The organism is Streptomyces sp. CRCS-T-1, from assembly GCF_024442335.1.
GTDB lineage: Bacteria > Actinomycetota > Actinomycetes > Streptomycetales > Streptomycetaceae > Streptomyces > Streptomyces koelreuteriae.
In genome coordinates this window covers 5,443,571-5,468,355 of sequence record NZ_CP101651.1, presented here as the reverse complement: position 1 = coordinate 5,468,355, position 24,785 = coordinate 5,443,571, and the positions used below count along the sequence as shown (strand labels likewise).

Genomic DNA, 24,785 nt, shown 5'->3' with positions numbered 1-24,785 from the left:
TCGCTCATGCGCCCGGCCCCCTCCGGTCGTCCTCGACCGCGCCCTGGTCCGGCACCCGCGGGCCGCCCAGCAGCTCCAGGGCGGCCTGCTGGTAGCGCAGCACGGCCCCTTCGGCGGCGCGCAGATCGCAGGGTGCGCTCCACAGCATGCGGCGCGCCTTCTCGTACCGCTCCACGAGCAGCGCGTCCTCCGCGAAGCCGTGCCGCGCGACCTTCGCCTTGTACGCGTCGAGCCGGCCGCGCAGCTCGGCCCTGACCGCCAGGGGCGCGGTGACCGCGGTCAACGACTCACGGGCACGCAGCAGTTCGTCCTCGGCCTTCTGCTCCAGCGACTCCAGCAGCGGGGACAGCCGGTGCCACTGCCCCTGCCTGCGGTAGTCGGCTGCCGCCGTCACCTGCTCCTGCAACACCGTCGGCGGCCCGCTGACGACCGGCACCTCCGTCGCCGCGATCTTCGCGAGGACCTCGCCGCGGGCGGTGCGCGCCTCGGCCAGCGTGCGGTCCGCGCGGCTGAGGATGTCCCGCAGCCGGACGATCCGCTTCTCGGCGTCCTGCCGGACCGTCAGGACCGCGTCGATCTCCCGGCGTACGTCCTCCAGGGCGCGCGCCTCACGGTCGTACACCGTCGTGTCCGGCCGGCCGCCACCCGGAGCCGAACTGCCCTCCGCCGCCAGCCAGAACTCCAGCGGGTCCGAGATCACCTGCTCGCGCAGCTTCGTCAGCGTGCGCGTGATGCGCTCCAGGTCGTCGCCCGCCGGGTGTTCGCCGGGGCGCACGCCCACCGAGTGCGCGAGCCTTCGGGTGCGCTGGAGTTCGGCGGCCAGCAGGTCGATCCGGGCGGGCAGCGCCGACCAGACGGCGTCGGCGGCGACGACCATGTCCAGGCTCGTCGCGTACAGCTCGTTCATCCGGTCGACGAGGGTGGTGAGCGAGTAGCGCTCGCTGAGTCTGTTCGCGGCGCCGTGCAGGGTGGGGGCGTTGGCCGTCGCGGTGGCGCTGCCCGCGACGGTGACGGACTCGCCGGTCAGCAGTTCCGTCAGCTCCACCAGGTCCTCGCGGCTGGACCAGCGGCGGCGGGAGCGGATGTCGCGGGCGGTGCGCAGGGCGTCCGTGTACGCGTCGAAGTAGGTCCACAGCAGCGTGATCGACGCCTCCGTGGACGTCCAGCGCTCCTGGGTGACACCGGTGAGCTCCGCGCCCTCCAGGAGTCTGCGGCCCGCGTGGTCCTGCAGGGCGAGGAGCGAGGTCTCGATCGCCTCGTGCTCCGCGCCGAGCCGCGCCAGCGCACGGTCCACCTCGTCCCGGTCCATCACCGGCCCGGTGGATCCCGTGACGCCCATCGATCACCTCTCGCTGCGGTAGTGCCGGTTGGGTCTGGGTCGGCTTGCTGGTCGGAGTTCGGTCGGTTGTGGGGCCGGGTGTCGGTCGAGCTGTCAGGTGTTGCGGTCAGGTGTTGCGGAGGTACTGCGGAGCCGGTGGTTCCGACTTCTTCGCATCCTTGCCCAGTGTCGCCGACAGCCATTTCCCGTACGAGGCCTGCCAGCCGTTCGCGGTGTCCTCGCGGTAGTCCACCAGGATCTGGTTGACCCGGCGTACCAGATCGTCGGCGTCCTTCTTCATCGCCACGCCGTAGTACTCGGCAGTGAAGGCGTCGCCCTTGAGCTGGACCGTCGGATCCTGTGCCGCCTGGCTCGCCGCGAGCGCTCCGTCGGTGACCACGGCGTCGACCTCGCCGAGCTGGAGCCTGACCAGACAGTCGAGTTGGTTCGGGACGGTCGTGGATATGTCGGTGGTGGCGGGGAGTTTGCCGTCCTTCTGGTCGGCCTCCAGCGTGGAGTAGGCCGTCGAGCCGGCCGCGGTGCAGATCTTGCGGTCCGCGAGCGTGTCGTCGTAGCCCTTGACGGGCGAGGACTTCGGGGCGAGGACCTGCTGTCCCGTCTTGAAGTAGGGCGCGGAGAAGGCGACGTCCTCGATGCGGTCGCAGTTGATCGTCATCGTGCGGACGACCATGTCCACGCGGCCGTCCTGGATGGCCGGGATGCGCTGGTCGGTGGGGATCGCCTTGAACTGGACGGCGTCCGGGTCGCCGAGTATGTCGTCGGCGATGCGGTGGACCAGGTCGATGTCGAAGCCCTCGAGCTCCGCGGTCTTGCCGCTGTTGGGGTTGCGGTAGCCCCAGCGGTAGCTGTTCTGGTCGACGCCGACGATCAGCTTGCGCTTCTCGCCCTCGCGGTCCTTGATCGCCTGGATGGTGTCACCGTCGGCGGAGGAGGGCGACAGCGTCTGCTTCTCGGGGGCCTCGCAGTCCTCTTCGGCCTTTTCGACGGTGGTCTGGGAGGCCTGCGTGACGGACCGGCCGTCGTCGAGGCCCCGTCCGGACAGCGGGACGCACAGCGCGAAGACCGCCACCAGGGCGCAGGCGACCGCCATCGTCGCCACCCCGCCCCAGCCCTTCAGGCCGGCCCGCAGACGTCGTGCTCGCATGCTCACGCCCCCTTTCACGTCTCCCCTTGTCTCCCGTGCCCCGTTCATCGGTACTCCGACAGCCTGCGGCCGATGCCCAGCACCGCGCCCGCCGCGCCCAGGACCGCGAGGACGGCAGCGCCCGCCGACAGGCCCGTCAGGGCGTCCCGGCCGTCGTCGGCCGCGCGCTTGAACTCGGTCTCCTCGTGCGCGAGTGCCGTGCGCAGGTTCGCGTCGACGCTGTCGAAGCACTCGCCGGTGGCGCCCTTGGTGCCGATGACTCTGTCCAGCGCCTGCTGGTAGTTGCCGTTCTCGTCCTGCTCGCGGGCGGCGGTGTGGCGCTTCTTCCACTCCGTCATGTTGCCGACGGCCGCCGTGACGGGCTGTTCGCCCGAGGTGTCGTCGGCGAGGTTCGCGGCGGCCGCCAGGTACTTGCCGAGGTCGGCCATGTCCGTGCGGAAGTCGTAGTCGTAGGCGTCGACGGTCTGCGCGCCGACCTTCTTCGTCTCGGCGCCTCGGGCCACCAGGGTCAGGTTCTCGTTGCCCCGTGCCTTGAGGGAGGCGATGCGAGCGTCGTGCAGCACGTTCAGAGAGCGGACGCCGTGGTCGTAGGAGTCGTTCAACCCCGCGCGGGCGATGGTGTGGCCGACGACCAGCCAGAGCAGGACGACGGTCGCGGTGGCCGTGGCGGCGACCAGGCCCTGGTTCAACACCCGGTTCGTACGCCGGTAGTTGCGGTGCTGGGCCCAGGCGAGCGTGGCCAGGGCGGCGACGCCCAGGGCGATGGCGGCCCAGGGGTACGGCGTGGCGTCCGCGTAGTCCGCGCGCAGGCGCTGGTTCTCCTTCTTGTACAGGTCCTCCGCCGCCGGGAGCATCTGCTGCTGCATCTTCTCGTTGGCGTAGCGGAGGTAGGCGCCGCCGACCGGGAAGCCCTGGCGGTTGTAGGTGCGGGCGCGCTCCACCAGGCCCTTGTACTCCGGGAGGAGCTTGTTGAGCTTGGCGATCGTCGCGGTGGACGGGGAGTCCGGGTCGGCGTTGGCGGCGGCGTTGACGAGTTTGTCGGCGGCCGTGCGGATGTCCTGCTCGTAGCGGTCGCGCGAAGCCGCCGATTCCTGGCCGCCGGCGAGGAAGCCGCTGGAGGCGGCGGTGTTGGCGTCCGCGAGGGAGCGGTAGATGTCGGCCGCGTCCGAGCTGAGGGGCTGACTGCTGGTGAGGACGTCGTCGGCGGCGGCCGCGCGGTCGGTCATCTGCCAGGCGGTGACGGCTCCGAAGGCGATGACGAGCAGGGCCAGGAGCGCGCCGATGATGCGTAGGCGGCCGGGCTCGGTGGTTGCGGCGGTGCGGAGTTGGTCGAGGCCCTCCGCGAAGGCGGTGCGGCGGGGTGCCGGGGGCGGGGAGGAGGAGGCGGGGCCGCTACCGGTGCCGGGAGGCGGGGCCGGAGGTGCCGACTGCGCCGGAACGGCCGGGAGAATGGGCAGGCTCGGGCCCGGTGGTGGTGGGCTGCTCTTCGGCAGGTGTGTCACTGTGACCTCCCCCATGATCATCCGTCACCGCAAGTATCGCTGCCGGCACTGACATCCGCACCGGCCTTGCCTCGATCTTGATCGGATCGCAGCGTGAACCACCACCCCTGCACAGGAACACGTCAGAGCGATCGGTTCGGTTCCCTGTGCGAATGCGCGCGGCTACCCGACGTAGCGGCGAAACCCTTGAGGCAGGGCCGGTACTCGACCCTGGCCTGAGCGCACGGTTGGACTCCATCGAAGGGCTGTTGCTTCTGAGCCCGGAGTCGGTGTGAGGCCTGTGGCGGCGTCCCTGTCGGGCTGCCACAGGCCCGTACATCCCGGTCAGTCGATCGTCGGGGACGCCTTGCGTCGGAGGACGATCAGGGTTGCTCCGCCGATGACGACCAAGGTGAGGGCGATGCCCGCGATGAGCGGGGTGACGCCGGTGGAGCCGGTTTCGGCGAGGTTGGTGTCGGTGGCCGTGCCGCCCACCGTGGCCGGGCTCGGTTCGCTGAGGGTCTGGGTGGCCGTGCCCGTCTCGCTGCTCCGGGTCTGGCAGTCCAGCATGCCGGTGAAGCGCTGGGTGAAGCCGCCGGGGCCGTGGATCGTGAAGTCGTAGGCCTGGTCCTCCTGGAGCGGGACCGTCACCGTCCTGGTCTCGCCCGCGGCGATGGTGTGCTCCAGTCCGGCCAGTTCGAAGGTGTACGGCTCGTCGCCCTTGTTGGACGCGATGATGTCCACGCCGCCCTTGGCGCAGTTCTTCGCCGCCGACAGTGCCGGTATCGCGCCCTGCTTCGCCCAGGTCGCCCCGGCCGTCGCGGACACCGTCGACTCGCTGGAGCCGGCCAGGATCTGCGTCTGGCTGCGGCTCTCGGAGGCGAAGGCCCGGCCGACCGGCACGGTGGTCGAGGCCTGCACGGTCAGTTCGGCCGAGCCGGCCGCCGCGTCCTCGGGAACGTCGAAGAACACCTGCCCGCCGTCGGCCGCGGACGTGATGGCCCTGCCCTGCTTGTCGACGATCCGCACCCCGCTCGTGGCGGCGTCCGCGGGCGGCGCCACCGTCACGCCGCCGGCGTTGGTGTGCACCGTGACCGGGCCGAGCAGCTCGCCCGGCCGGCCGGAGACGGCGGGCGGGTCGAGGGTGAGCGAGGCCCGGGGCTCGGGCAGATTCCGGGCGTTCTTCTCCAGGAAGTCCGCGAGCTGTTCGGCCTGCGGGTCGAGGGCGTCGACGGCCACGTCGTCCGAGTAGCGCCAGATCGCCACCTGCGTACCGGCCGCCGCGTCCTGCTCGGTCAGCGCACCGCGCACGCCCGCCTTCCGCGCGAGCGCCGCGAGGTCGTTCACCTGCGGGTAGGAGTTCTGCAGGATCCAGCGGATCCGGCCGGCGTTCTTGTTGGCACCGAGGGACGTGCCGCCCCAGGGCGTCTCGTGGTACTTGGCGTCCCGCTGCGTGGGGTTGTGGAGGTCGACGCAGTACGTCTGCAGCATGCCGCCGCCCTCGACGGACATCTCGAACAGGCCCGCCGACACCTGCTGTTCCCCGGTGCCGCCGTGAATCACCGCGGTGCCGTACGTCTTGAGTCCGGCTATGGTCGCGGCCGCCCCGCCCTCACCCTGCGTCGTCTCATCGCCGGCGGCGGCCTGGCCGGCACCGGCCAGCACGCCCGCGGCGACGAGCCCGGACACCAGCGTCGCGGCGCCGAGGCGGGCCGCCCCTCGCCTGCGTACGAACAACGCCGAGAACGAAGCAAACACCAAATTTCCTTTCGAGCAGGACCCGTTGACGTGGGGGGTACGGTCCCACCAGCAGAAATCAGAATCCTCACGGGCATCGAGAGCCCCGAGAACCATGTCCGGCATCCTAGGGAGGCGTCGGAGCCCGCCCGCCGGTCAGACGGTCGGATGAGTGATCCGACTCGGAATCGTTATCGCCAAGATCCCTTGCGGGCAGGGCTTATCGACAAATCCACCCCTGGTCGTACGGTGCGCACTCATCGATAAGCCGTAGTTCGGACAGAGTGACGGTGACTGACGTCACGTCACTGCTGCTGGCTCCGGCTGTCGTTGAGCGGATGGGTCCGAGTGCGCCTCTGAATCATCCGGCGGTGTCTCCCAGTTGGGCTCAGGTGCGGTCGGCGCGGCCGCCGTTTCCTGCTTCCCTCCGCGCCGGAAGGCCGAGGTGCCCCAGGCGAGATCGTGGCCGATCGCGACCGCGTCGAGGTCCGCCGAGGTCCAGCTCTGGCCCTCGCGCACATCGGTCCGCACCTTCAGCCTGCCCTGCACGATCACGGGCTCGCCCACCGTCAGCGACGCCGCCGTGTTCGTGGCGAGCTGGCGGTTGGCCCACACCGTGAAGAAGTTGGTGTGCCCGTCCGTCCACGCGTTCTTCTCGCGGTCCCAGTAGCGCGCGGTCACCGCCAGCCGGAACCTCGCCGACGGGCCGGACGCCATCTCCCGGTACACCGGCTGCGTCGCCACCCTGCCGACCGCGCAGACCATCGTCTCGTTCATCGCGAACCCCTCCCTCGCCCGGACTCCGACACCGGACCGAGCCCCGTACGGGCCCGTCCCGTACGGCTGTGTCCGCCAGACTGCCCCGCCCCGGCCGAGCCCGCTGAGCACTGTGGACCACCGCCCACCTGTGGAAAACTCCGCCACCCCGGCGAGTGACACCGAGCCACACGCCGAGCCCGAAACCGAGTCGGACACCGAACCGGACACGGACGCGGCGAGGGCGACGCCCCACCGGACGCCGCCCTCGCCGTACCCGCGCACGCGGCCCGTCACAGCCGCCACGCCCCCGCCGTCATCGCCCGGCCCCCACCACCCTCCCGTACTGCTCCCGCACCTCCAGGTACCGCAGCAGCTCCGCCGCCACCGGATCCAGCACCCGGGCCCTGCCGCACCCGGCCGCCGCCTTGCGCAGTCGCCGCTCCGCCTCCAGGCCGTAGCGGCGGGCCGGGCCGCGGGCCGCCATCCGGCAGCTCCACTCGATCAGCGGACCGCCGACGATGCCGATCACCATCAGCAGCACCGGCACGCCCAGGTTCGGCGACATGATCTGGAAGATCTGGCCCAGCAGCCACAGCCCGCCCAGGAACTGAAGGATCGTCATGGAGGCCTGGGAGAACACGGCCATCGGCCACCATCCCGGCCGCGGCGGCCGCCCCGTCGGCACCCCCGCGCGCACGGTCAGCTCGTCCAGCGCCTCGGGCAGCCCCTGGGAGCCACGGGTGGCCGCCTCGCGCACCGCCTGCGCCCAGGGCACGGGCAGCCCGGCCGAGGCCCGGTCGGCCACCGTACGGACCGCCTGCTCGACCCGCTGCCTGGCGGTCGCCTCCTCGTCGGCCTGCGTGCGCGAGGGGAGCCGGCCCGTGGTGGGCTCGCCGTGGTCCTGGTACCAGCGCCACAGCCGCAGCCAGGGCGTACCGCACGCGCGGTTGGCGTTGCGCAGCCACGCCCGTTCGGCCGCCTCCCCCGCCGCCGTGGCGCCCACCGCGTCGGCCAGCCGGTCCGCGAACTCCTCCCGGGCCTGCTCGCTGAGCCCCGTACGCCGCCTGGTGGCGTAGACGGGCCACAACCGCGCGGCCGCGACGTCCACATCGGCCGCGACGCGACGGGCGGGCGCCCCGCGCTCCCCCACGAACTGGCCGAGCGCCTCGCGCAGGTCCCCGATGCCCTCCCCGGTGAGCGCGGACACCGGGAGCACGGTCGTACCCGGTTCGCCGTACTCCCCGAGGGCGATGCCGTCCTCGTCAAGGAGTCGCCGCAGATCGTCGAGGACCTGATCGGCGGCCTCCCCGGGCAGCCGGTCGATCTGGTTGAGGACCACGAACATGATCTCCGCGTGGGCCGCCATCGGCCGCAGATAGCGCTCATGGAGGACGGCGTCGGCGTACTTCTCAGGGTCGACGACCCAGATGACCGCGTCGACGAGCGCCAGGATGCGGTCCACATGCTCCCGGTGCTGTACGGCGGCCGAGTCGTGGTCGGGCAGGTCGATCAGGACGAGCCCGTGCAGCCGGGACTCCGCGTCCCCGGTCGGCAGCGGCCGCCGGCGCAGCCGGGGCGGGATGCCGAGCCGTTCGATGAGGCTCGCCGCCCCGTCGCTCCAACTGCACGCGATGGGCGCCGCGGTGGTGGGACGGCGTACTCCGGTCTCCGAGATGGCCACACCGGCGAGCGCGTTGAACAGCTGCGACTTGCCGCTGCCGGTGGCGCCCGCGATGGCGACGACGGTGTGCTGCCCGGAGAGCCTGCGCCGCGCGGACGCCTCGTCGAGCACCCGGCCCGCCTCCGCCAGCGTCCTGCTGTCGAGGCGGGTGCGGGAGAGACCCACCAGTTCGCGCAGCGCCTCGAGGCGGGAGCGCAGCGCCCCGTCGTACACCAGTGGTCTCATCGCGGGCGGGGCGGCGGACCGGCTGTCCGCGGGGGCGAACTGGCTTCCGTCCGTCGTCTCGTTGACGCGGCGTGCGATGAGCCCGTCGTCCCAGGCGCCCGTGGAGTCCGTACGGTCGTCCTGCACGCGCGCGTGGGAGCCGTTCTGGGCAGCCTGAAAGGGCTGGGCGGAGGAACTTCCGGCGGACCCTCCGGCGGATCCCGCCTTGCCCCCGTCGCCTGGCTGATCGGCGTGCTCGGTGTGGTCCTGGTCAGTGACGGCGGTCACCGGTCACCTCTCCTTCTGCAGTACGGACAGCGCGGCGATGAGTTCGGCCTGGTGCTCGGGGTGGACGTCGAGGGCGTCGAGCGGGGCGAGCCGGCGCTCACGTTCGGCGTACAGGACCCGGTCGACGTGCTGGGCGAGCAGCCGGCCGGCCCGGTCGCGCAGCCGCAGGGCGCCGTGGGCGCCGATCCGCTCGGCGAGCCCCTCCCCCGCCATCCGGCCCCGGCGGCCGCCCAGCAGGCCGGTGGCGACCAGGGCGGCGATCAGCTCGGGGTCGGGTGCGGCGCCGCGGTCGAGCTCGCCGACCTCGTCCTCGGCGTACTCCTCGAGCTCCCGCCGCCACCGCCGCACGGCCAGCCCGATCCGGTGCTCGGCGCTCTCCGCCGCCGAATCGCCCGGCGCGAGCTCCGGGGCGGCCGCGGCCGGTTCGCGCCGCCAGGCGTCGTCCACGCGCTCGTCGGCGGCCGTGACGGCGCACAGCAGCAGCGCGCTGAGGCTCTCCACGAGCGCGTCGAGGAGTTCGGTGGCGGTGCAGTCCAGGGGGAAGGCTCGCCACCGCTTGAGCGCGTCCCCGGCGAGCACCGCCCCGGCCTGCAACCGGCCCCGCACGCGCTTGTGCTCGCTGTCGTACGCCCCCTCGACGGCGCTGGTGAGCCGCAGCGCGGCCGAGTGCTGCGCGGCGGCGGCGCCGGCCAGCTCGGGCATCCGGGACTTGAGCGAGTCGAGGACGCCGTACGCCGTGCGGGCCAGGACCTGCTGCCGGGCGGCCGGCTCCTGGGCCTGGTGGATCAGCCAGGTGCGGAGCTGGGCGACGGCGGTGAGCGGCAGGAGGCCGCCGCCGAAGGCCGACTCGGGCAGCTCGGGCACGGTGAAGCGCGGTACGTGTCCGAGGCCGGCCTTGGTGAGCAGGGCACCGTACTGCCGGGACACCTCGGCGACCACCTGGTGGGGCACCCGGTCGAGCACGGTGACGAGGGTGACGTCGTACTCCTTGGCGGTGCGCAGCATGTGCCAGGGCACGGCGTCGGCGTAGCGGGCGGCGGTGGTGACCATGACCCAGATGTCGGCCGCGCAGATGAGCTCGGCGGCCAGGACGCGGTTGTCGGAGACCAGGGAGTCGATGTCGGGCGCGTCGAGCAGGGCGAGGCCGGGGGGCAGCGTGTCGGCGCTCTCGATGCGCAGCACGCGCGCGGGGTCCTCGCCGGGGAGCAGCAGGTCGTCCGTGTCGTTCTGCTGGGGTGCCCACACGCGCGTGAGGTCGGGCAGCACCCTCATCCCTCCGAACCAGTGATGGTCCTCCGGGTGGCAGACCAGCACGGGCGTCCGGGTTGTCGGCCGCAGCACGCCCGCCTCGCTGACCCGCCGTCCTACGAGGGAGTTGACCAGGGTCGATTTCCCGGCTCCGGTCGATCCGCCCACGACGGCCAGAAGCGGCGCTTCGGGCTCCCGCAACCGGGGCACCAAGTAGTCGTCGAGCTGCGCGAGCAGTTCGTCGCGGTTGGCACGCGCGCGTGGGGCCCCCGCCAGGGGCAGCGGGAAGCGTGCGGCGGCGACACGGTCGCGCAGGGCGGAGAGTGCGTCGAGCAGCTGAGGCCTTACGTCCAAGGTCACCACATGTGAAGAATGCCCAATTTTAGGGGAATTCTGAAGCATATGAGCATGTCTGCGCGCCGACAGGACACAAGGGATGGAAGGGGCGACTGGGACACAGGCACACTCCAGGCATAACGAGTGCACAACACCCGATGCCTCTGACGCCAAAAGCGGTGCACGATTCGTACCTGCCTGCGATTATCAGGACCGCTTCACTGAACCTCCACATCGAGCCACGGAGGCGAAGCAACAGGGACAAGGACGCGGGAGCCCTATCCTTGTCCCCGGCAACGTCACGGATCAGCCCACACCAGGGCACCACGACAGAGGCCACCACACCGGCCCCCGTAGCTCAGTGGATAGAGCAGGCGCCTTCTAAGCGCTTGGCCGCAGGTTCGAGTCCTGCCGGGGGCGCAAGTCTCCGCCCTCCCTTTGGGGAGGGCTTTTTGCTGGTCAGGGTGCATGCCAGACGGTACGACGAAGCCCCGGACTCCCCCTTGATGATCAAGGGCGGGCTCCGGGGCTGTCCGGCTGTTACCGGGTTTTTGCGGGTGGCCGTGTCGAATACGTGTCGAAGTTCTCGGCCGATGGATCAGCCGGCGCCGGGCACCTCCAGGCCGTCGCCTTCCCGGTGAGAGCCAGCCCACCCTCCTGTAAGCGTGGACGGTGGGCTGGCAGCATCTGCGCCATGGACCAAGCTTTGAAGACCTTGGAGCACGAGTTCCGTTCCGAGCCCGGGAGCTTCCTGCTGGGACTGCGAAGCGATTTGGTCTGGGATCGAGACGCCTTCTCCCGGCTGGAGAAAGCCATGCGCACTGTCTGTGCACGCTGGCAGGAAGCCGAGGAGCTTCCCCGATGGCTGGCCGAGGGCTACTACCACGTGGCCACGGACGTTCCCTCGTGGACGGCGCACCCCAACTTCCCTCGCCCGGAACCGGCCGACTACTACACCGCCTGCATCGAGCGGCTGACGGATCTGGCGGACTGGTTCTTCCGAGGGTGGCACGCCTATATGGAGCCGCATACCTGGGCGGATCTTTAGTAAGCCAGGCCGCCTCTTCCGTCGGCTGACGTCAACGAGCCCGGACGCACACGTCAGCCCCGGAGCCTCACTCGATAATTGAGGGCGGACTCCGGGGCTGTCCGGCTGTCACCGGTGTTCGAACTCGGCCGACGGATCAGCCAACACCAGGCACCTCCGGCAGATCGCCCGCGGCTTCCAGCCGCCGCTTCAGGTCCGGCAGCTGGCCGTCGATGCAGCGGGCGTACGTGGCGAGAAGTACGGCGACGCTGTTCCCGGCCCACTCCGCCACCTGGGCGGGCGGTATCCCGTCGTTCAGCCACTTCGTCAGGCGCGTGTTCCGGTTGTCGTAGACGCGCCGGCCGGTGGGCGAGTCGAAGACGTGCGGGGGCAGTACAGCCTTGCGCGCGCTGCGCCATGCCCGACGAATGACTGAACCGGCGAGGATGCCGCCAGACTCGCCTTGGAACAGCAGGTCACCCGGCTTGAGCTCTTCGTCCTCGATGTGCTGCCGAAGGATGCGCGTGAGGGCTGGATGCCCCGGGACAGTGCGGGTCTCACCCTCCGCACGGCCCTTCAGGTCGCGCTGTTCGTGGATCTCCCCCGTGTCGGTCCACTGCTTTCCGACCTCTGGGGTCGCGGTGTGGAACAGCAGCTCGCACCACTGGTCGGCGGCGTCGGGCTCGGGCAGGGTCACGTCCTCCACCCGCATCGCTACGGCTTCCTCGGGCCGTGGACCGCAGTAGTACAGCGTGGCGAAGAAGGCGTGAAGTCGCTCACCACCGCGCGGCCGGCGTCGTATCCAGTCGAGGATCGCTGCCGCCTGCTCAGGGTTCAGCAGGGATCGCTTGTCCACGGCGTTGGTGGTCTTCACGACGGCCGTCGACTCCTTCCCCTTGGGGAGCGGGTTGGTCCGCAGGATGCGCCGCCGGATCGCGTACTTCATGGCGACGTTGAGGATGCGGCGGTTGCGCTTGCGGGACCAGGCCGCCGCTTGCTTGCCGTCGAGGCGCGTGTCGATGGCGCGCAGGACCTGGTCGACCTTCTCCGGGTCCTCCCAGGCCGAGACGGGCAGGGAGTTCCGCTCGACCCATCGGAGGATGGCCACCACGTCTCGGGGTGCGTCGGGGCGTCGGTTCGTGTTGAACGCCCACTCACGCAGAGCGGAGCGCACGGCCGCAGGTGCGAACTGAGTGGGCTTGGCCCGCAGCAACGCGATGGTGGTCGCCGTCAGGGTCTTGGCCATGTTCTTGCGGCTATTGCCGCCGATTTGCGGCCACCGGGCATCCACGTACTCGACGGCGAACTTGTACCAGCTCATGGCAGCCGACTTGGAGCGGTGGGACACCGGGAGTCCGGTGGCGATGACGAATGCCTCGCCCTTGCCGGTGGCCCGGATGAGTTCGGAGCGGAAGCCTTCGGCGAGGGCGACGGTGTCGAAGGGCTCACGCCAGCGCTTCCCTGCGACCACCCAGCGCACGGTGTATGTGGTCTTCCGGGCGCCCTTGTAGGTGAGGATCTTGTAGACCTTCACGTCGTACGTCGTCTCCATCAGGCGGCGTCCTCGCGGTCATCGAGCCAGTGGTCGAGGTCGCTCCGCCGGATCCTGAGGTCGCCGTTCGGGAGCTTGATGCAGCGCGGTGCGCGACGCTTGGCCCGCCAGTCGTAGAAGGTCGAGCGCGAGACAGCCAGTTCCTCGCAGACCTCCGCGAGGGTGAGCATGGTGCGTGACCGGATGGCCGTGGTCATTCCGTGCTCCCTTCGGTCAGGAGGGCATCGCGGGCGGTCTCGCGGTTGGTCTTGAGGTCACGGGCGATGGTCGCAGCGAGGGCGGCTTCACCCGGCGAGTGGCCGTGGCCGACGTACTGCCAGTCCGTCAGCACCAGGACGGTGTCCGGCTCGCGGTCGTCGAGGCCGAGAGCGTCTCGTTCTTGGGCGGCGCGGTAGTCGGAGCGTTCCTGGCGGAGGGAGCCGAGAGTCGTGGAGTAGGTGCGCGACTTGGACGAGAAGTGCCCGCGGAAGCCGAGCATGTGCGCCCAGGCCCAGAGGCGCCGGTCCGGGTAGAGGCTGTCCAGGTCGCGGCACGCGGTGATGAGACGTCGGGTGTGGTCGGGGACCTGATGGCGGTCGAGCTCGGAGAGCTCACCAATGCGGCGGTCCAGGGTCCCCGTGTTCTCGGCGGCTTTGGTGGCGTACTTGGCCACGTACGAGGCGACGGCCTGTTCGGTGATGTCGGAGCCGTCGCCGAAGGCCCTTACCGGGCGCACGTCGAGTTGCTGGCCCCATCGGAACGTCCGGGTGGGCTGGTCACCGGCAGCCGGGACCGAGACCGACGTGTACGAATGCGCGGCGGCGGCGAGGAGCGCGTCCGTGAGGAGGTCGACCGTGGCCCAGGTGGGCGGCGGCGTCCCGGGCCCCTCCGGACCGTCGAGGCGTACGACGGCGTGGAAGTGCAGGGCTCCGCGCTTCTGGAACTCGGCGACCTTGCCGTACGAGACCCGAAGGTGGTCGGCGAGTTCCCGGCGGGGCAGGCCGGCGCGGGCGGCGAGTTCGCGGCGGAGTCGGGTGGTGAAGCGCTGCCAGAGCTGTCCGGCGTGGTTGTTGAACAGCACGGCGCCCGCGTAGTCGTAGGTGTCCGGGTCGAGGGCAGTGCCCAGCTCTGGGGCGTCGGACGCGTGTGAGGTGCCGCAGCGGCAGGTGCCGTGATCGGGGCGGTTGTGGACCGGGCCGAACGACGGTGCCGTGAGGGTGGCGAAGACGCGCGGGTGGTCGCGCACGGTGGCCGGGATGTCGCGTCGGTCGTCTCCGGCGAGTCCGGCGCGGATGAGGTGGTAGGTGTCCCCCGCGTACGTCCAAGCGCAGGCCGGGCAACGGGATGCGCGGCGGTTGCCGCAGGCGAGACGGAGGCGTCCGCCCGGCTCGTTCGCGGTGGAGTAATGGTGCAGGGTCTCGCCGGTGGTCTTGTCCTTCTGGATGACCCAGCCGGTGAGGTGGACGGGGTCGGAGCAGCCGCCGGTGCGGCGGACCTGGTCTTCCCACCGGGTGTAGTCGGAGGCCGAGGCCACCCGGAGCACGTCCCCGAGAGTGATCGGGTCGAGCAATGTGTCTGGCGTGGGCGCACTCGGTGTCGCGGGTGAGGCGCGGTGGGCCATGCTGGGTGTTCCTTCCGGTTGCGAGATCGGACAGGGACGGCGCCCGGGCGGCGGATGCTTGGCGGTATCGAGGCCGCCCGGGGGCCGGTCAGCGTCGCTTGGCGTCGGAGGCGAGCAGGGAGCGCAGGACGACCGCGCAGACGGCGACCGAGGCGCCGGTGATGGCGACCGCCAGAAGCAGCGAGACCAGGACGGCACCGAGGACCAGGACGACGGCCGTACCGCCGCCGACGAGGGCGAGCGCGGTGCCGGGGGTGAGCTGGACCGAGGGCCGGAACGGCGCCGGAGTTGTCGGAGCGGCCGGCGGGGTCTCTACGTTCGGGCTGACGGTGGTCGGCTCGACGACGGCGGGCCGGGTGCTAAGGCCCGTCGGTGTGGGCATGGTGGGGATCTTCGGGCGAAGCATTGGTGCTCTCCTCTCGGGGGCGGACTACTTGACGAGGGCGTTGAGGGCCGGGGCGAGGACGCTGTCGGCGAGGAGGAAGCCGCCGAGCAGGATTACGGCGATGAGCCAGGCGGGCGGCCGGATGAGCTTGACGCCGAGGTAGCCGACGACGAGCAGCGCGAGCCAGAGCGGGACCTGCATGGCGGGGGCCTCCTAGCGGATGCGGCAGCGGTGGGTGCGGGCAGCGAGCTGGGCGGCGGACTGACTGGAGTAGTCGGACGACCAGCCGCAGTTGTCGGCGGTGCACACGGCGGCGTGCTTGGTCTGGCCACTGCGGTCGCGGTGGGTGCCGATCTGTACCGGGCCGATGTGCATCACGGAATGGAAGTGGTCGCGGGCGGGCATGTCAGTGGGTTTCCTCTCGGGCCGTGGTCGGGGCGGGGAAGCTGGCGCGGAGACCGGCGGCGGTGGCCGGGTCGGCGGTGCGCCGGGCGGCTTCCTCGGCGAGCAGGTGCGCAAGGAAGGGCCGGTTGGCAGCCGCCATCTCTCGGGCGCCGTCGAGGTAGTCGGAAGCGGTCAGATCTGCCGGGTCACGGGTCATCGGTCTTCCTCTCTTCTTGGTCAGGTGAGTTGGGCGGCGATGGCTTCGGCGAGCTGCGGCGGGACGCCGAGGCGGGAGCGCAGGGTGTCGGGGTCGATCGGGGCGCCGGTACGGGCGCGGTACTCGTCGGCGACCTTGCGGGCGTGGTCGACCAGGACGGCGGGGACCTGAGGGACGGAGTCCGCGGCTGGATCCGAAGCTGGAGGGACGGGTGCCATGGCGAGGGCGGGGTCCACGTCAGGCTCAGGCATGGCTTCCGTGGCCGAAGGGCGTCGGGCATCCGGTGCCGACTGCTCGGCCGGGGGCTCAGCATGCGACGTGTCCGCGACGGGTGCCGCCGTAACCGGCTCCGACTCCGCAGCTGCCGAGTGGGCAAGGAGCGTGCCACCGAGAAAGGCGACCGCAGGCCAACCGGCGATGCCGAGGCGGAGGAGGGCGGGCGGGTCGTTCAGGTCGAGGAACCCGGCGGTAGCCACGTTGGCGCCGAGTGACGCGAACAGTGCGACGAGGAACCAGCACCAGGCCAGCCGGGACGGTCCCTCACTGCGCAGGCGCCGCCAGGCGGCCACCAGGAGCAGGTCGACACTGACCGGGTAGGCCCACGCCTTCCAGCCGTCCTGACCGGCAGCGGCGGCCAGGTCGTGCAGGTGGGCGAAGGACAGAGCACCGGCAATCACGGCCTGAACCAGGACCGCGTCGACACGGAGTCCGTGACGGGCGCCCATCAGCAGTCACCCGCGGAGGCGGGACCACCGTCGGAGTCGTCGCCGTCCGGAAACATCCCGGGCGGCGGCTCGGGCAGCGAGACGGCGAGGGACGGGCTGACGGCTTCCACGAAGCCGAGGTCGGCGCCAGCCATGTCGGCGTACAGGGCGAGTTGGCCGAGCAGGAGCACGGTCCGGGCGATGTCCTCGCAGCTGGGACACATGGCGGGTTCTCCCTTCTTTGGGCATGGCGGGGGTAGGGACTTGGCGCGAAGACGGTCACGCCGACCGGTGGAGGTGCGAGAGGTCAGGCGGTGGCCGGAGAAGGCTCAGTCGGCTGCGCAGGAGCGTCGGCGGGGCCAGAGAGAGCGGGTCGGTAGGGAGCCAGCTCGGGCAGGTCCGGAGTCCGGTCGGCGTGCCGGTTGCAGATGTTCACGGCCTGCCGGAGCGAGGTATGCGGGGCCCGGATGCGGTGCCACCCACCGGAGGAGTCGCCCGCGATGGCGAGCCCCCGCTTCTCGGCCGGGATCTGAATGGCGGCGAGGACGGCGTCCGGGGCGATGTCGCCGAAGGCCATGTTGGCGGAGGTCTCGTCATTGACGCGGTGAGCGGTGCGGCCGGTGAGCTGGGCGCGAAGCATGGTGATGCCCTTGCCGAGTTCGGAGCCGAAGCGCTGCGCGCAGATTTCGAGGTAGATGCCGGCCGCGCGGCCGAGCTGGGCGAGGCGGACCAGAGCGGTGATGATGCGGTCCCGGCGCTTCTCCTCCTCCTTGTTGGCGTACAGGGCGAGTTCGGCAACCTCGTCGACCAGGACCACGACCGGGACGGGACGCATGTCGGTCGGCAGGTTCCAGATGTCGGCGGCGATCTCCGCATCGGGCACGTCGGCGGCGATCCGCTGCTGAGCCCGAATGAGCTGATAGGTGCGCTCCATCCGAACCACGAGCGCATCGAGCACTTCGGCGGCGGTGTCGGGATCGTCGGCCAGTGCGGAGAACCGACGGGCCAGCGGGAACAGCTCTACCCCCTGCTTGCAGTCGATGCCGACGAGAGCAACGTCCATAGGGGCGAGTCCGGCGACAAGATTGCGTTGATAGACGGACTTGCCGGACTCCGTGGCCCCGAGGGTGAGGGCGTGGGGTATCGCCCGGTAGTCGCGGTAGTGGACTGAGCCGTCCTGCCGCAGAGCGACCGGCACACGCATCGGCCGGGTGTCTGTCTCGGTCGGCATCTGCACCCGCTTGAGTACGTCATAGCCGGTCATCCGCACCTCTACGACGCCAGAACGCAGCTCACGCGAGGTTACGCCGTACATCGAGAACGAGTGCCGAAGCCGGTCCGAGGCGGCGGCGAGGTCGAAGGCGTCCTGCCCGGGCCGGAGCTTGAGCCGCAGGACCAGGCCGGTACGAGTCGGGCGCAGCCGGAGGATGCGCGGGGAACGGGCCTCCGGTAATGGCCGGTTGGTGGCACGGGCCAGGGCGAGCCGCCACCGCGCAGGCGGAACGGTCAGCCCGCACGCATCCATGACCGAGCCGTACCGGGCCAGGACCCGCACCACGGCCAGCGTGACCCCGAAGGTCAACCAGTACCAGGCGGGGCGCCGCCACCGCAGGAGTCCTACGGCGGCGGCGACCAGCACCAGGGTGACCGTGAAGGCGGTCATGATCAGGCCGCCTTGGACCCTGCGGCGGCGTCGGCGAGCGAGGTGACCGCGACTGCACGGAACGCGATGCCGTGCCGCTTCTGGCCGTTGAAGTCGTTCTCCCAGGGCCGGGCGATCAGGCCGGTGAGCGCGACCGGCGTGCCCATGGACAGCTCGCCGGTGATCCCGGGCTCCGGGACGGTGACGGAAAGGATCTCCACCTCCTCGTTGGCCGCGAACATCACGTCGACCGTCATCAGCTTCGCCCCGGTCTCCATGTCGGTCGCGACCTCACCGGTCCGACGGTCACGGACCTTGACCTGCGGGGACTTGGCAACCATCACGACCGCACCGGCGGTGTCGACGGGAATCTGGCGCACAGAGATCACTCCTCTATAGATGCTGAACTCCGCCACTCATGTACATGAGTGACATGAAGAAGAGTGCATCACTCCTGTACATGAGTCAACCCGCCGCGAAGAAGAACTCGCGACGGGTTGCGGGAAGTTGAGCGGGCGTCAGTCGGCGGCGGGGATCCGATACTCGAAAACGAACTGGTCAGCGGCCATGAGCGTGTCGCACACCTCGACCACGAGACCCTCGGTCGTACGGGCCTCCCGGATCAGGTGAACCACCGGCGCACCCGGGCTCAGCGCCAGCTCCGAGGCCTCCGCCTTGGAGGCCGGCCGCGCTTGCAGCGTCTCGACGAACTCCGCGAACTCATGCCCGTGCTCTTCGAGTCGGGCGTAGATGCCACCCCCACCGGGGTTCTCGGCGAAAAGCTCCGGGATCTCCTTCACGACCTCCCAGGGGAGGTAGGAGGAGGCGGTCTCGACCGGGGTGCCGTTGCGGAAGTAGAGGCGCCGACGGGCCAGGACCTGCGAGCCGGCGGGGACACCCAGACGTTCGGCGGCATCCTCGGGCGCTTCCATAGGCCCGATGTAGAGGACGCTGACCTTGGCGGTGGCGCCGGACTGGGCGGACTCCGCGAGGTAGGCCGCCTGCCCTCCCTGCCGAAGCGACCGCCGGAAGCGATCGGAGGAGCGATGCCGCACGGGAGGCCGGTTCTTCACGATCGAGCCCTTGCCATGCCGGGTCTCGACCAGCCCACTCCCCCGGACCTCGACCATGGCCTTACGGATCGTCCCGCCGGACACGCCGTAGCGCTCCACCAGCTCGGACTCACTCGGCACCATGTCTCCAGGCTTGAGAACCCCCGCCCGGATCTGCTGCACGATCTCTTCCGCGATCTGTACGTACCGAGGCCCGGAACCGACCCCTCCAGCCGCAGTTCCCATAGTCCTTCCCTGCCTCCTATGCTCCTCTACATGAGTCAATCACAGGAAGCGTCACCGTCCCCCCTGCACTCCGTATCCGTGGCCGGAGTAGTGGTGCGCGAGGACGGCCACCTCCTGGCGATCCGCCGAGCCGACAACGGCACCTGGCAACTCCCCGGCGGCATCCTCGAACTCAAGGAGACCCCCGAGGCCGGCGTAGCCCGCGAGGTCCTGGAGGAAACGGGTATCCACGTCGAGGTGGACGAACTGACCGGCGTCTACAAGAACCTGACCCGCGGCATCGTGGCCCTGGTCTTCCGCTGCAAGCCCTCGGGCGGCACCGAACGCACGTCAAGCGAGTCCACGGCAGTCTCCTGGCTCACGCCCGACGAGGTCAGCGAGCGCATGTCCGAGGTCTTCGCAGTCAGGCTCTTGGATGCTTTGGACGGCAACGGCCCCCACGTACGAAGCCACGACGGCAAGCGCCTAATCCCAGCGGGATAAGACCTTCTCTACTCCATCAAGCCCCGGCTGCGCTCCGCTCCGCCGGGCGCGCTTCCCGGCTCCGCTCCGGGCGCCGCTCCTGCCTTCGGCCCGCTCCGCCCGGGCTGCGCCGACGCGCGCCCGCATGTGAAACAGGCCGGGTCATGAGTCGAAAGCCGCTGAGCGCGGCAACTCTCAAAGCATGCCTCCGGCGGGGGCGCTCAGGCTCCGAGATGGCGGGGCCGCTTGCGAGTGCCGGCCGGAGTAGTGGCGTGCGCGGGGAGCTCCCATCCCGTCTGCCATCGACCCAGGCAGAGCCGAGCAGACGCGGCCCCTGGCGTCCAGGTCGTTCGTACAGTGGCGCGCTCCACCTGGACGCCAGGAACCACGCCCGCTCCACGGTGTGTGGGTCGACGGCAGACGGGATGGGAGCTGGGGTGAGTGGTGGGTGAAGGGGTCCTGGCAGGGCTTGAGGGGCGCCATACCAAGCGCCAGCACGAGGCTCCAAAACCGATGCCCTGAGGACTGGGTGTACGTCAGACTCCCATCCATGGCAGAACGCGGAGACGTTGACGCATACCGTCGCCTCTGGGAAGCAAACCCAGAGCAGAAGGAGCTTGATCTAGCCCTTGGCTTTATGGTCCACCAAGCCGCCAGCCTGGAGTTTTTCCTCCATCAGACGGTTCGACGATCGGTCGGGGGACGGTACGCGACCCTTGTCACAGCTGGCCTGCAGGCCTCCGGCTTGCTCGACGCCATCAAGCGAATCTTGGACGTTGGGGCGGTCTCAGAGGAAGCCGCGCGAGAAATGGCCGAGATATCCGGCAAGTGCCGCACCGCGTTCAGGGAGCGCAACAAGTACGTCCACGGCATACGCGTCATCAACACGGAGCACAGCGAGGTCTGGACGAACAACCGTCGAGACGGCGGTATCGATCAGCACCCGATGCAAGCAGAGAAGCTCATGGAGCTTGGAGCCGACTTCGCCATGCTGAGCGCACAGGTAACGGACTGGTATCGGCATCACGTCGATGGGCAGCCCCGACGAGGAAGTCGACGACCACCTTCAGACTGACACCGGCGCGCATGCCCTGCCGCGCAGCATGCTTCGCGTGTGCCCCAGCCGTGCCCGATCGAGCGGGTAACACCGGGGAATGGCGACAACTCACGGACAGCACGCAGTACAACGGCCCCTGACCGATCTACCTGGTCAGGGGGCGTTCTCACTGCTCACCACGCGGAGGCGGTGGGATTTGAACCCACGGTGACATCGCTGCCACGACGTTTTCAAGACCGACCGTGGATGTCTCACCGCTCCACAGCCACCTGGGCAGATCACGAATCTTCGGGCCGAGTCGGCCCTGCGGGCAGGGCTTCACGCCGTCAGCCAGAGCCCGGCGAGCAGCGTCCTGCTCAATCCCCTTCAATGTCTGCTATGTGATTAGTGATCGGGGTAGTGTCACGTGGCGACCGCATCGAGGGGGTGCTCTCTGTGAGTGGCAGAGTCCGGGAATGGTGGAAGGACACGCCCCCGGCTATTCGGTGGGTGGTCTACGTGGCTGTACCCGCCTGGCTCACGGCGCTCCTTCTCGGGCTCTACGGCGACGCACACCATTGGTGGGACAACCGCGCGTTCCTGACCAACCTCCTGTCGAGTTTCACTGGGCTACTTCTTGGTGTTCCTTTCGCCTTGGTCGTTCTCTCACACCTGGGATCGATGCAGGCCGATGCCGCGAACCGAAGGGCAGCCATTCGTCGCGGCCTGGAGGCCGCGCGACTTTTTCGAGCGACCAGCCTCAAAGGATTCGCCCACTCGAATCCGCAGCAAGCCATGACTGATCTCATCCGGCTGCGCACTGAGAACGCCAAGCTTCGCCAGCGGCTCAACACGGGCCTACCCTCGACGGATCCGCAGCGGCGGGCGTATGTCAGCGCGATCGCTCGGTTCTTCGATGCCAGAGAGACCGCAATCCAGCAGGCATTCTCGCTAAGTGGCGAGGCGCAACAAGCTTGGCTTGATCAAGTAGCTCAGGACTGGGAACGACTCGATCGCGACGTGCGACCTCGCCTGGAAGAGGTGGGAGGGCAGTGGATGAGGCCGGACGCGTACACGGATCTACGAAAGTCCGGCAAGCAACTCGCTAACTTGAGTGCTGTGCCAATGCGCAAGCTCCGTCGTACGCGTCAGGTGTTCGACCCACTGGAGCCAGACATCCCCGGCCCGCCGACTTCGCAGTTTGAGAAGTCAATCGCGACACTGCGGAGGGACGCAGACGCAACCCATGAGGTCGTCGTTGCCCTGCTTGAGATCATGCGAAACCTCAGCGAGGTCGAGCGCATCGCTACATGACCGCAGGCGTGGGGCCGGCCGGACTGGTTTCTCTCCGTGTCTTCGTGCGCATGAAGAAGCCCCGAGGCGCGTCCGCCTCGGGGCCCATCCTCACTGGCGTTATGAGTATGTAGGTGCGCACCTAACAGGGAGGATTACGGGCGATGCTGCCTGATGACGTAGATCAGGCTGGCAACGCCAGTCAGCAGCATGCCTACTGCTGTAGACGCCGTAAATGCCACGCCGACGGCGTCAGTCCATTCCTTGCCTGCCATACTTGCGCCCCAGCCTGACGCCAAGCCGACTGAGATAGTGACCCAGAGCAGGTTCATAACGGCCAGAAACGCGGTCTTGCTACGTTCGTAGAGGGATGTGGGGTTCATAGCGATTGCTCCTTAGAAAGTTCACGGTTATCACCCTTTTCGGGAGGCAATGTAAATTTTCGAATGCATGAAGAAGCCTCCGATTTGCATGCACACGGCACCGCGACAGTGCGAACTAAAAATAGAAGATCCGAGCTGACGCATTCTGTCCGCAGGGAAGTTGCCGACACCTAACAACAATGTATTCAGGGAAGGGAATCATCCAGCCGGGCTTCAACCACGACTCCACCAATACCAAAGAACGGGACCTAACTGGCGCCTGTAGGTCCCTGGAATAAGGTGAAAGCCCCTAGGGTTAATATAAGCACTTCGGCCTTTTCACGGAGAGCGCGGATCTGGCTACTCTGACCAGGTCACGGAGGGTCCCGCATGGCGTTTACCTCCCCCCGCCTGCAAGCCAATAACTCCACGAGGCGTAACCACACGCCTCCATAAGTTGCCTCGCCCAGCTGCTTGCAGCGAGACGCCAGCCCTCCCCGTCGGCAGGGCTCAGAAGCACGGTAGCGCCTCATCCGGCTGCTCGGGAGACGTCCGTGACTTTGCGTCAGTTCCCGTCGGTCACCCACAAGAGGTACGCGCATGCCATGACCTGCCCAGGCCTAAAGGGCGTCCTGTAAGGCGTGCGGTGGGCACGTCAGGTGCCTGGGCTTAGATGCCGTTCGTCGAGGGCACCGAACCGTACGTCTGTGCTTGTCCGGTGCTCGAGGTGCTTCGGTGACATCCAACGCTGACATCAACAACCCTGAACGACAGCAGCGCACGGCGGCCCTGGACGACGCCGGTTTACGAGACGAGCCCTGTTTACGCCGAGGGAAGATCGAACTCCTAAAGCGGTGCTTCTGTACCTCCTCCATGGCGGGCGGAAGTTGGCGGACTGGTCCCTCGTCCACGCGGCGGCAGAGCGAGGTGTACAAGTAGGGCAGAGGGACGGTATGAAGTGCTTCTTGATCCACATGTCCTAGAGGGGGGACGCGCATGCTCGGCAGCGGAAGGACCCTGAGTAGCTTCAAGGTCGGAGACAAGGTCACGGTCAAAGCGCCAAGCGACAGGCCCCTGTACCACCATGGGTCACACGGAACCGTCGTCACCATCGGTACCAAACGGGTCCATGTGAGGATGGACGAAGCTGCCTTTGAGAGCCACGACGGAGAGGTCGCGAACTTCCTCCCAGGTGACTTGGAACCTGGGCACGTTGGAACACCCAGAAACGCCGATCGCATGAACGATGCCTTCAGCGCCCTCAAGCTCGCGGCCGGCACCGATCTCGTGGCCGTGGCGATGGAAGCTGGCATCATCACTGCCGAGCAGGGCGAGCAGATCAAGGTCGCATGGGCCAGCCACTTGCAGAGCTGACGAGTGCAGCCATGCCGCAGCCCAAGTCGCCAGGGTGAGTGTCTAACTGCGTGACAACGCCGACGAACAGCGGCGGACGAACACGGACGTCTGCAGACCGTCAGAGCAGGTCGGGGGCACGACCGCCCAAGGTAGAAGCCCCACCCAAGTTGCTCCGGGACGAAGAGGTCCGTCTTCCAAGACCTTCACCACTCAACCAGAGCAGAGGGCCCGCGAGCGCACTTGCGGGCCCTCGATGTGCCGTCTTGTGGTGCACGGTAACGATCCCGCACGACGGGATGCTCCGTCATGATGCTTCGATGGACCTCTCTTCCATCTCTGTTGCCGGCCCCTTGTTCACTAGTGGGGCTGCACTGATCGTTGGTGGCGTGACGCGCTGGACACAACGCGGCGTTGCGCGTGATCGCATCAGATGGGAGGCCCGACTAGAGATCGCCAAGCTCAACGAAGCACGGTTCGCAACTGCTCTTGATCAATTGATCCAAGCCGCCGACGCTGCGAATCGGTACGTGGTTCGTTCAGCGGACTTCGATGTCACCGACTACGACGCGAGAGAGACATTCATTCTTCCCATTCTTGATCCAATCGGGCGGGCGCGTGTTGAGGTAGCGGCGCTTCCGCCCTTCGCACGTGAGGCGTCGGTGAATGAGGCCATCGAAGCGCTAGAACGCCTGATGGCGCCTCCTGAGAGTCAGAAGGCTCTACGTGATGCCTGGCAACCCGATCTCATCGGTGAGGCGATCACAGCCCTCAGCAGAGCAAGGAACGCCTACGTCGAGCTTGAACTAGGACTCGCGAGTTCTCAGGCGCAGCTCCGGTTTTGGATGAAGGTTCGCGGACAGGTTGTGGCACCTCGGAGGCCTCCCCAGAGTCGCGTGTGGGCTGAGCGCGACCGCTCAGCCTCTCAAGCCCGCACCACAAGCGCACCAGATCGGGCGGGGAACAGCGGGGAATCACGGTGAACGCAGTCAAGCTCAACGGGGCCGTGCCATGGCCGTTCGCACAGGTCAGCGTCCCAAGTCGCCTCAAGTGCCCGCAGCTTCCCAAGCTGATGGCGCTCTTTCCTGGATTGCGTCATCACCGGGCTCATGTCCGCAAGGTTGAAGCAAACGGATCCCACTGGGCGCCGGTGGCCACGCTACAAGGCAGGAGACGACGCATCTGTCGCCTTCTGCCAGTGGTGACCAAGCCAGCTCTCCTGCCGCGCTCGCGTCTGCGGGCCGGCCGCACCG

The 24,785-nt window shown here is 68.9% G+C and carries 26 protein-coding genes and 1 tRNA gene; 7 read left to right on the top strand and 20 right to left on the bottom strand.

Annotated features, from left to right (window positions below):
* Positions 1-4: 4 nt before the first annotated feature.
* The 7 genes from NNW99_RS24830 to NNW99_RS24800 form a co-directional block, all read right to left on the bottom strand.
* Positions 5-1,339, bottom strand: a complete 1,335-nt coding sequence (locus tag NNW99_RS24830; RefSeq protein WP_215121334.1) for a hypothetical protein — start codon at positions 1,337-1,339, stop codon at positions 5-7.
* A gap of 106 nt (positions 1,340-1,445) precedes the next feature.
* Complete coding sequence (locus tag NNW99_RS24825; protein WP_215121333.1) at positions 1,446-2,483, bottom strand: glutamate ABC transporter substrate-binding protein; 1,038 nt, start codon at positions 2,481-2,483, stop codon at positions 1,446-1,448.
* Positions 2,484-2,527: 44 nt separating this feature from the next.
* A complete protein-coding gene (locus tag NNW99_RS24820) occupies positions 2,528-3,985 on the bottom strand; it encodes a hypothetical protein (RefSeq protein WP_215121332.1) in 1,458 nt (485 codons plus the stop codon).
* Between the two features lie 324 nt (positions 3,986-4,309).
* A complete protein-coding gene (locus NNW99_RS24815) occupies positions 4,310-5,722 on the bottom strand; it encodes a Cys-Gln thioester bond-forming surface protein (protein ID WP_215121331.1) in 1,413 nt (470 codons plus the stop codon).
* Between the two features lie 279 nt (positions 5,723-6,001).
* Positions 6,002-6,478 carry a single-stranded DNA-binding protein gene (locus NNW99_RS24810; protein WP_215121330.1) on the bottom strand — a complete coding sequence of 159 codons (477 nt, stop codon included), beginning with the start codon at positions 6,476-6,478 and terminating at the stop codon, positions 6,002-6,004.
* Between the two features lie 295 nt (positions 6,479-6,773).
* Positions 6,774-8,633 (bottom strand): YfjP family GTPase, encoded by a 1,860-nt coding sequence (locus tag NNW99_RS24805; protein ID WP_215121329.1) that lies wholly within the window; start codon positions 8,631-8,633, stop codon positions 6,774-6,776.
* A gap of 3 nt (positions 8,634-8,636) precedes the next feature.
* Positions 8,637-10,244, bottom strand: coding sequence for a dynamin family protein (locus NNW99_RS24800; RefSeq protein WP_215121328.1), 1,608 nt, complete (start codon positions 10,242-10,244; stop codon positions 8,637-8,639).
* A gap of 320 nt (positions 10,245-10,564) precedes the next feature.
* On the opposite strand from NNW99_RS24800, the gene NNW99_RS24795 reads away from it, so the two are divergent.
* Positions 10,565-10,637, top strand: a tRNA-Arg gene (locus NNW99_RS24795).
* 394 nt (positions 10,638-11,031) lie between these two features.
* On the top strand, positions 11,032-11,265 hold the full coding sequence (locus NNW99_RS24790) for a hypothetical protein (RefSeq protein ID WP_215121327.1): 234 nt from the start codon (positions 11,032-11,034) through the stop codon (positions 11,263-11,265).
* A gap of 136 nt (positions 11,266-11,401) precedes the next feature.
* On the opposite strand, the gene NNW99_RS24785 is transcribed toward NNW99_RS24790, so the two are convergent.
* From NNW99_RS24785 to NNW99_RS24730, 12 genes are all read right to left on the bottom strand, one after another.
* Positions 11,402-12,796 (bottom strand): site-specific integrase, encoded by a 1,395-nt coding sequence (locus NNW99_RS24785; RefSeq protein ID WP_215121326.1) that lies wholly within the window; start codon positions 12,794-12,796, stop codon positions 11,402-11,404.
* A complete protein-coding gene (locus NNW99_RS24780; protein ID WP_215121325.1) occupies positions 12,796-12,993 on the bottom strand; it encodes an AlpA family transcriptional regulator in 198 nt (65 codons plus the stop codon). Before NNW99_RS24780 ends, NNW99_RS24785 begins: the two co-directional genes overlap by 1 nt.
* The gene (gene repSA / locus NNW99_RS24775; protein WP_215121324.1) at positions 12,990-14,396 is read right to left on the bottom strand and encodes a replication initiator protein RepSA; all 1,407 of its coding nucleotides are present in this window, start codon (positions 14,394-14,396) and stop codon (positions 12,990-12,992) included. The genes NNW99_RS24780 and repSA overlap by 4 nt, the downstream gene beginning before the upstream one ends.
* A gap of 88 nt (positions 14,397-14,484) precedes the next feature.
* Positions 14,485-14,802, bottom strand: coding sequence for a SpdD-like protein (locus NNW99_RS24770; protein WP_215121323.1), 318 nt, complete (start codon positions 14,800-14,802; stop codon positions 14,485-14,487).
* A gap of 24 nt (positions 14,803-14,826) precedes the next feature.
* Positions 14,827-14,982 (bottom strand): hypothetical protein, encoded by a 156-nt coding sequence (locus NNW99_RS24765; protein WP_215121322.1) that lies wholly within the window; start codon positions 14,980-14,982, stop codon positions 14,827-14,829.
* A 12-nt stretch (positions 14,983-14,994) separates the two neighbouring features.
* Entirely contained in the window at positions 14,995-15,186 is a 192-nt protein-coding gene (locus NNW99_RS24760; protein WP_215121321.1) for a mobile element transfer protein, read from the bottom strand.
* A 1-nt stretch (position 15,187) separates the two neighbouring features.
* Positions 15,188-15,382, bottom strand: a complete 195-nt coding sequence (locus NNW99_RS24755; protein WP_215121320.1) for a hypothetical protein — start codon at positions 15,380-15,382, stop codon at positions 15,188-15,190.
* Positions 15,383-15,402: 20 nt separating this feature from the next.
* Positions 15,403-16,107, bottom strand: coding sequence for a DUF2637 domain-containing protein (locus NNW99_RS24750; protein ID WP_215121319.1), 705 nt, complete (start codon positions 16,105-16,107; stop codon positions 15,403-15,405).
* Positions 16,107-16,310, bottom strand: a complete 204-nt coding sequence (locus tag NNW99_RS24745) for a hypothetical protein (protein WP_215121318.1) — start codon at positions 16,308-16,310, stop codon at positions 16,107-16,109. Before NNW99_RS24745 ends, NNW99_RS24750 begins: the two co-directional genes overlap by 1 nt.
* A gap of 83 nt (positions 16,311-16,393) precedes the next feature.
* A complete protein-coding gene (locus tag NNW99_RS24740; RefSeq protein WP_215121317.1) occupies positions 16,394-17,749 on the bottom strand; it encodes an FtsK/SpoIIIE domain-containing protein in 1,356 nt (451 codons plus the stop codon).
* 2 nt (positions 17,750-17,751) lie between these two features.
* Complete coding sequence (locus NNW99_RS24735; RefSeq protein ID WP_215121316.1) at positions 17,752-18,108, bottom strand: hypothetical protein; 357 nt, start codon at positions 18,106-18,108, stop codon at positions 17,752-17,754.
* 138 nt (positions 18,109-18,246) lie between these two features.
* On the bottom strand, positions 18,247-19,026 hold the full coding sequence (locus NNW99_RS24730) for a GntR family transcriptional regulator (RefSeq protein ID WP_215121315.1): 780 nt from the start codon (positions 19,024-19,026) through the stop codon (positions 18,247-18,249).
* A gap of 18 nt (positions 19,027-19,044) precedes the next feature.
* On the opposite strand from NNW99_RS24730, the gene NNW99_RS24725 reads away from it, so the two are divergent.
* The 3 genes from NNW99_RS24725 (at position 19,045) to NNW99_RS24715 (ending at position 21,838) form a co-directional block, all read left to right on the top strand.
* Positions 19,045-19,509, top strand: coding sequence for an NUDIX hydrolase (locus NNW99_RS24725; RefSeq protein WP_215121314.1), 465 nt, complete (start codon positions 19,045-19,047; stop codon positions 19,507-19,509).
* A gap of 529 nt (positions 19,510-20,038) precedes the next feature.
* A complete protein-coding gene (locus tag NNW99_RS24720; protein WP_215121313.1) occupies positions 20,039-20,563 on the top strand; it encodes a hypothetical protein in 525 nt (174 codons plus the stop codon).
* A 480-nt stretch (positions 20,564-21,043) separates the two neighbouring features.
* Complete coding sequence (locus NNW99_RS24715; RefSeq protein ID WP_215121312.1) at positions 21,044-21,838, top strand: hypothetical protein; 795 nt, start codon at positions 21,044-21,046, stop codon at positions 21,836-21,838.
* A gap of 134 nt (positions 21,839-21,972) precedes the next feature.
* On the opposite strand, the gene NNW99_RS24710 is transcribed toward NNW99_RS24715, so the two are convergent.
* On the bottom strand, positions 21,973-22,200 hold the full coding sequence (locus NNW99_RS24710) for a hypothetical protein (RefSeq protein WP_215121311.1): 228 nt from the start codon (positions 22,198-22,200) through the stop codon (positions 21,973-21,975).
* Between the two features lie 1,218 nt (positions 22,201-23,418).
* Between NNW99_RS24710 and NNW99_RS24705 the strand changes: the two genes are divergently transcribed.
* Together NNW99_RS24705 and NNW99_RS24700 are read left to right on the top strand one after the other, a co-directional pair.
* Positions 23,419-23,553, top strand: coding sequence for a hypothetical protein (locus NNW99_RS24705; protein WP_255986526.1), 135 nt, complete (start codon positions 23,419-23,421; stop codon positions 23,551-23,553).
* Positions 23,554-23,852: 299 nt separating this feature from the next.
* The gene (locus NNW99_RS24700) at positions 23,853-24,515 is read left to right on the top strand and encodes a hypothetical protein (protein ID WP_215121310.1); all 663 of its coding nucleotides are present in this window, start codon (positions 23,853-23,855) and stop codon (positions 24,513-24,515) included.
* Positions 24,516-24,785: the final 270 nt, after the last annotated feature.

Coding starts and splice junctions, on each gene's coding strand:
- NNW99_RS24830 (WP_215121334.1), bottom strand. CDS start 1,339: ATGGGCGTCACGGGATCCACCGGGCCGGTGATGGACCGGGACGAGGTG.
- NNW99_RS24825 (WP_215121333.1), bottom strand. CDS start 2,483: ATGCGAGCACGACGTCTGCGGGCCGGCCTGAAGGGCTGGGGCGGGGTG.
- NNW99_RS24810 (WP_215121330.1), bottom strand. CDS start 6,478: ATGAACGAGACGATGGTCTGCGCGGTCGGCAGGGTGGCGACGCAGCCG.
- NNW99_RS24790 (WP_215121327.1), top strand. CDS start 11,032: ATGCGCACTGTCTGTGCACGCTGGCAGGAAGCCGAGGAGCTTCCCCGA.
- NNW99_RS24785 (WP_215121326.1), bottom strand. CDS start 12,796: ATGGAGACGACGTACGACGTGAAGGTCTACAAGATCCTCACCTACAAG.
- NNW99_RS24780 (WP_215121325.1), bottom strand. CDS start 12,993: ATGACCACGGCCATCCGGTCACGCACCATGCTCACCCTCGCGGAGGTC.
- repSA (WP_215121324.1), bottom strand. CDS start 14,396: ATGGCCCACCGCGCCTCACCCGCGACACCGAGTGCGCCCACGCCAGAC.
- NNW99_RS24770 (WP_215121323.1), bottom strand. CDS start 14,802: ATGCTTCGCCCGAAGATCCCCACCATGCCCACACCGACGGGCCTTAGC.
- NNW99_RS24765 (WP_215121322.1), bottom strand. CDS start 14,982: ATGCAGGTCCCGCTCTGGCTCGCGCTGCTCGTCGTCGGCTACCTCGGC.
- NNW99_RS24760 (WP_215121321.1), bottom strand. CDS start 15,186: ATGCCCGCCCGCGACCACTTCCATTCCGTGATGCACATCGGCCCGGTA.
- NNW99_RS24755 (WP_215121320.1), bottom strand. CDS start 15,382: ATGACCCGTGACCCGGCAGATCTGACCGCTTCCGACTACCTCGACGGC.
- NNW99_RS24750 (WP_215121319.1), bottom strand. CDS start 16,107: ATGGGCGCCCGTCACGGACTCCGTGTCGACGCGGTCCTGGTTCAGGCC.
- NNW99_RS24745 (WP_215121318.1), bottom strand. CDS start 16,310: ATGTGTCCCAGCTGCGAGGACATCGCCCGGACCGTGCTCCTGCTCGGC.
- NNW99_RS24740 (WP_215121317.1), bottom strand. CDS start 17,749: ATGACCGCCTTCACGGTCACCCTGGTGCTGGTCGCCGCCGCCGTAGGA.
- NNW99_RS24730 (WP_215121315.1), bottom strand. CDS start 19,026: ATGGGAACTGCGGCTGGAGGGGTCGGTTCCGGGCCTCGGTACGTACAG.
- NNW99_RS24725 (WP_215121314.1), top strand. CDS start 19,045: ATGCTCCTCTACATGAGTCAATCACAGGAAGCGTCACCGTCCCCCCTG.
- NNW99_RS24720 (WP_215121313.1), top strand. CDS start 20,039: ATGGCAGAACGCGGAGACGTTGACGCATACCGTCGCCTCTGGGAAGCA.
- NNW99_RS24710 (WP_215121311.1), bottom strand. CDS start 22,200: ATGAACCCCACATCCCTCTACGAACGTAGCAAGACCGCGTTTCTGGCC.
- NNW99_RS24705 (WP_255986526.1), top strand. CDS start 23,419: ATGAACGATGCCTTCAGCGCCCTCAAGCTCGCGGCCGGCACCGATCTC.
- NNW99_RS24700 (WP_215121310.1), top strand. CDS start 23,853: ATGGACCTCTCTTCCATCTCTGTTGCCGGCCCCTTGTTCACTAGTGGG.